This is a genomic window from Paenibacillus sp. P4_A7, from assembly GCF_056402455.1.
Map to the genome: position 1 here is coordinate 1 of NZ_JBFUHJ010000439.1, position 4740 is coordinate 4740.

Here is a 4740-nt window from a genome sequence, read left to right on the forward strand (position 1 = left end):
TTGAAAGTCCAATTTACACAAATACAATTGAGCTAAGCTTTAATCGTAAAATTAGCGAGGATCAGATGGACGACATGGAGGAACTAGTTGAACATATGCTTCAGACACTTCAAGAATTGAATGAAATAATGGAATAAGTGTTTCGGATATGCTATAGTACGATAGAACAACTGAAGAAGAAAGTCCGGTGCCTCATCGTGAGATGAACATGGCTGCCGGGAGAGGTTCGCGAACTCCCTCTATAAAAAACTATGTAAAAACGATGGCCCATCAGGAGGCATCGTCGTTTTTGCGTTCGGCGCGAAGCGGTTACACCGCTTCGCGCCGTTTCTTTGGTTTTTTAACGTAAGATGAAGGAATTCGGGTGATCTCTGTCTTCTCGGAACATTGGAGAGGAAGATGCAGCATGAAGAAAGACAAAGCAGTCGTTGTATTCAGCGGCGGTCAAGACAGTACGACATGTCTCTATTGGGCAAAGGAGCGCTTCGAGGAAGTTGAGGCTATAACCTTTAACTATGGACAGCGTCATAAGCTGGAGCTCGATTGTGCGGCGGACATAGCAAAAGAGCTGAACGTTAAGCATCACATTTTAGATATGTCCTTGCTTAATCAATTAGCTCCAAACGCTCTTACAAGGGATGATATCGCCATTGAGCAGAAGGAAGGGGAGCTTCCATCGACGGTCGTAGACGGTCGGAATCAGTTGTTTCTTACTTTTGCCGCAGTGCTTGCAAAGCAAATTGGTGCGAAGCATATCGTAACGGGAGTTTGCGAGACGGATTTCAGCGGATACCCCGACTGTCGGGATATTTTTGTGAAATCGTTGAATGTTACACTGAATTTATCGATGGACTATCCGTTTGTTATCGACACTCCCTTGATGTGGCTGAATAAAGCGGAGACGTGGGAGCTGGCCGATCAGCTTGGAGCATTTGATTTTGTTAGGGAACGAACATTGACATGCTATAACGGAATTATTGCAGACGGTTGTGGGGACTGCCCTGCTTGTTTGCTTCGGAAAAAAGGTCTGGATGAGTATTTAGCTGTAAGGAGTGCGATTATATGATGATGCAGCAGATGTATCCCACAGCTAATCACTCGTTTCAATATGAGCTTAATAAGGATTTCCACTTCGCTGCCGCTCACTTTGTACCTGCTGAAGAAGCAGGGAAGTGCAGGGAGATGCATGGTCATACGTATTATGCGAACGTAACGGTAGCTGGCGATGAATTGGATTCTGCTGGATTCTTAGTTAACTTCGCTATTATTAAGCAGCTCATTCATGATCGATTTGACCATACAGTTCTTAATGACGATGTCGAAAGCTTTAGCGATCTAGAAGCCGAGCGTTTTCCGACAACAGAAGTAGTTGCACGCACGATTTGCGAGATCATTCAGAAGCATCTGGATGGGACGCTCAATCATCCGCAATGCGTTCAGGTTTACTTGCGTGAAACGCCGACGAGTTATTGCATCTACCGACCTAAGTCAAAGGTGGGCCTGCATGATGAGCGTTAGAAAAATTCCCGTCATGGAAATCTTCGGGCCTACTGTGCAAGGAGAAGGCATGGTTATAGGACGGAAGACGATGTTCGTCCGGACAGCAGGCTGTGATTACAGCTGTTCCTGGTGCGATTCCTCGTTTACCTGGGACGGAAGCGGCAAAGATGATATTCGCCTATTAACGGGGCATGAAATTATAGAACAATTAAAGGAAGTCGGCGGCAATACGTTCGAGCATGTGACCATCTCCGGCGGAAACCCAGCGCTTCTGCCGCAATTGAGCGAGCTTATTGATGAATTGCATAAGCAAGATATTAGTGTCGCGCTAGAGACGCAGGGCAGCAGGTGGCAGAATTGGTTTTGGTCGGTAGATGAATTAACGTTATCGCCAAAGCCGCCAAGCTCCGGAATGAAGACGAATTGGGAAGTGCTTGATGAAATTGTCGAGAAGCTAATCAAGAAGTCACGAAGCTTTTGTTTGAAAGTGGTCGTGTTTGATGAATTGGATTTGGAGTATGCCACTTTTGTTCATTTGCGTTATCCGCAGATTCCGTTTTATTTGCAGGCGGGGAACGGCAATCTTGGAGAAACAGAGCCAAAGCACATGCTCCCTTATTTAGTGGAGCGCTATGAATGGTTAATAGAGAAAGTTATGCCGGACCCTAATTTGAAGCGGGTTCATGTATTGCCTCAGCTTCATACATGGGTTTGGGGGAATAAGAAGGGTGTATAGGAGTACGTTTGAGAAGGCACGAAACAGTATGTATGTGAAAATAAGCATAGTATAGGAAGGCGGAAGCAAGCATGAACGGAAGAAGCAAGGAACAACTAGAGGGCGTAACACTGCTCGGCAATCAAGGGGTGGAGTATTTGTTTAACTACTCGCCTGATATTTTGGAGTCATTCGATAACAAACATCCGAACCGCGATTATTTTGTTAAATTTAATTGTCCGGAGTTTACTAGCCTTTGTCCGATTACGGGGCAGCCTGATTTTGCAACGATATATATTTCTTATATTCCGGACTGTAAAATGGTGGAAAGCAAGTCGCTCAAGCTGTATTTGTTCAGCTTCCGCAATCATGGTGATTTTCACGAAGACTGTATGAACATCATCATGAACGACCTTATTGAATTGATGGACCCACGTTATATTGAAGTGTGGGGAAAATTCACTCCGCGCGGCGGCATTTCGATTGATCCTTACTGCAACTGGGGTCGACCGGGCACCAAATACGAGCAGATGGCGGAGCATCGCCTCATGAACCATGACTTGTATCCGGAGAAGGTTGATAATCGGTAAGGGAATAGGGAATAGGGAATAGGGAATAGGGAATAGGGAATAGTTCAGGAATATAGCAGCATGTGCAGACCACCATCTTTGGATAGGCGGTCTGTTTTTTTGCTACATAGAAAAATATTGTATAGTTAGGGTAATTGATTTAGAAGATTGTAAGGGTGGTTAAGTTCATATTGAGGTTACTGGGTTCAATATAAGGATAGGGAGTAGTTAAGTATGAGCGTGCGAGATATTATTGAAAAAATTAAAGGCATACCAGATTGTTTGGTTTTACCACCTAGTGGAACTCCGAATATAGAAGATCATTTAGTATTACCGGAAGATGTACTAGAATTTTATCAGCTTTGCGGTGGTATTCATTTATTTCAACATGCTGCTTATCGGGTAAATATAGTGCAACCTCAAGACTTTGTTCTTGCAAATCCAGTAATTGTAGGAGAGAGGTGTGAGGAAGATATCTCCGCAAACTGGTACATAGTTGCCACTGATGGTAATGGCGACTATTTAACAGTTGACCTTGAGCTAAGTCGCATGGGGAAATGTTACGATAGCTTCTGGGACAGTCATGGTGTTGTAGGGGAATGTCGTGTTATTGCCTTTTCTTTTTTAGAATTAATAGAAAGACTTATTCAGAATAAGGGAGAGTATTGGTACTGGTTAGAAGAAAATTTTGTGTCTTTAGGAGATGCTTATGATAATTGAAAATAATAGTATCCGGTATATTAGCACTGATAAAATGCACGAACAAGTGGAACGAGTTGAGAGGCATTTTCTAATCTGAAATAACCTCTTCAACCCCATATGCCATCTCACTCGCTCTCGCCTCTTAATCTCCGCTGATAAGCAAAATGATTGGTCGGGCCGTGTCCGGAGCCGATTCCGAGCTGATCCTCAATTGCGGCTTGGATGAAGAGTTTGGCAGTTCGGATCGCCTCCATGACAGACTTGCCGCGAGCAAGCTCGGCGGTGATGGCGGCGGAGTAGGTGCAGCCCGTGCCATGCGTATGTCTGGTTGTGATTCGTTTGCTCTCCATATAGTTGAAGCTCACACCATCGTAGATGAGATCAACGATTGGTTCTGACTCCGCAGCGTGGCCGCCCTTTATAATGACATATCGTGTACCCATTTGGATCATACGTCTAGCCGCTTCTTCTCTGTCTCTAAACGTACGGATCGCCATCCTAGCTAGCAGTTCCGCCTCTGGGATATTGGGCGTAGTGACGAGTGCGAGCGGCAGCAGCTGCTGCACGAGGGCTTGCAGCGCTTCCTGCTGCAACAAGGAAGAGCCGCCTTTGGCTACCATGACTGGGTCTATAATCWGATTAGACCAACCATATTGCTGTACTTTAGCTGCGACAATTCGAATGATTTCTCCGTTGAATAACATGCCGGTTTTCACTGCGTCAGGCTGTAAATCCGAGCCGATGGAGTCGAGCTGCTCGCTAATTGCATCATATCCAAGAGGATAAACCCCTTGGACTCCTATTGTATTTTGTGCCGTGACCGCTGTAATAACAGACATGCCATATGTACCAAGCTCCTGAAAGGTTTTCAAATCTGCCTGAATGCCAGCGCCGCCTCCGCTGTCTGAGCCGGCTATCGTCAATGCTTTGAATACGTTCATCATTTGTTCTCCTCCTTAAATTTCCTCCCTAGTTGATAAATGCATCTTCAGCCTTAATATCCGCTGGCAGCAATTCGTTAGCAACCAGCCACTCTCGTACTTTCTCCCATGAAGCAGCATCCTGATAACCAAAAGGTTGATCTCCTGCATCCATCAGCGGCAGTAAAATGTCTAGGCTCTTTGTTTCGATTTCCTTATCCAGCGGCGACGTCTGATCTTCATGCTCGAACAATATCGTCAATGCATGCTCCTTATTCTGTTGAACATATTGTTGTCCCTCGGTGATAGCGTGGATGAACTTCTTATATAGAGC

6 protein-coding genes, 1 pseudogene and 1 riboswitch are annotated in these 4740 nt (G+C 45.1%); of the genes and pseudogenes, 5 read left to right on the forward strand and 2 right to left on the reverse strand.

Annotation, left to right across the window (positions count from 1 at the left end; all coding sequences use genetic code 11):
- The first annotated feature begins 215 nt into the window (after positions 1–215).
- A riboswitch (PreQ1 riboswitch) is annotated at positions 216–259 on the forward strand.
- A gap of 147 nt (positions 260–406) precedes the next feature.
- The 5 genes from queC (at position 407) to AC1DWN_RS28340 (ending at position 3504) form a co-directional block, all read left to right on the forward strand.
- On the forward strand, positions 407–1066 hold the full coding sequence (queC, locus tag AC1DWN_RS28320; protein WP_477562226.1) for a 7-cyano-7-deazaguanine synthase QueC: 660 nt from the start codon (positions 407–409) through the stop codon (positions 1064–1066).
- Complete coding sequence (queD, locus tag AC1DWN_RS28325) at positions 1066–1518, forward strand: 6-carboxytetrahydropterin synthase QueD (RefSeq protein ID WP_477562229.1); 453 nt, start codon at positions 1066–1068, stop codon at positions 1516–1518. The genes queC and queD overlap by 1 nt, the downstream gene beginning before the upstream one ends.
- Positions 1508–2236: a 7-carboxy-7-deazaguanine synthase QueE gene (gene queE / locus AC1DWN_RS28330; RefSeq protein ID WP_477562230.1), complete on the forward strand. Its 729-nt coding sequence runs from the start codon at positions 1508–1510 to the stop codon at positions 2234–2236. Before queD ends, queE begins: the two co-directional genes overlap by 11 nt.
- A 71-nt stretch (positions 2237–2307) precedes the next feature.
- Positions 2308–2805: a preQ(1) synthase gene (gene queF / locus AC1DWN_RS28335; protein WP_477562227.1), complete on the forward strand. Its 498-nt coding sequence runs from the start codon at positions 2308–2310 to the stop codon at positions 2803–2805.
- Between the two features lie 213 nt (positions 2806–3018).
- On the forward strand, positions 3019–3504 hold the full coding sequence (locus tag AC1DWN_RS28340) for an SMI1/KNR4 family protein (RefSeq protein WP_477562228.1): 486 nt from the start codon (positions 3019–3021) through the stop codon (positions 3502–3504).
- A gap of 107 nt (positions 3505–3611) precedes the next feature.
- On the opposite strand, the gene thiD is transcribed toward AC1DWN_RS28340, so the two are convergent.
- Together thiD and AC1DWN_RS28350 are read right to left on the reverse strand one after the other, a co-directional pair.
- Entirely contained in the window at positions 3612–4427 is an 816-nt protein-coding gene (thiD, locus tag AC1DWN_RS28345; RefSeq protein ID WP_477562231.1) for a bifunctional hydroxymethylpyrimidine kinase/phosphomethylpyrimidine kinase, read from the reverse strand.
- Between the two features lie 28 nt (positions 4428–4455).
- Positions 4456–4740: pseudogene (locus tag AC1DWN_RS28350) on the reverse strand (ABC transporter substrate-binding protein); the annotation flags it as partial.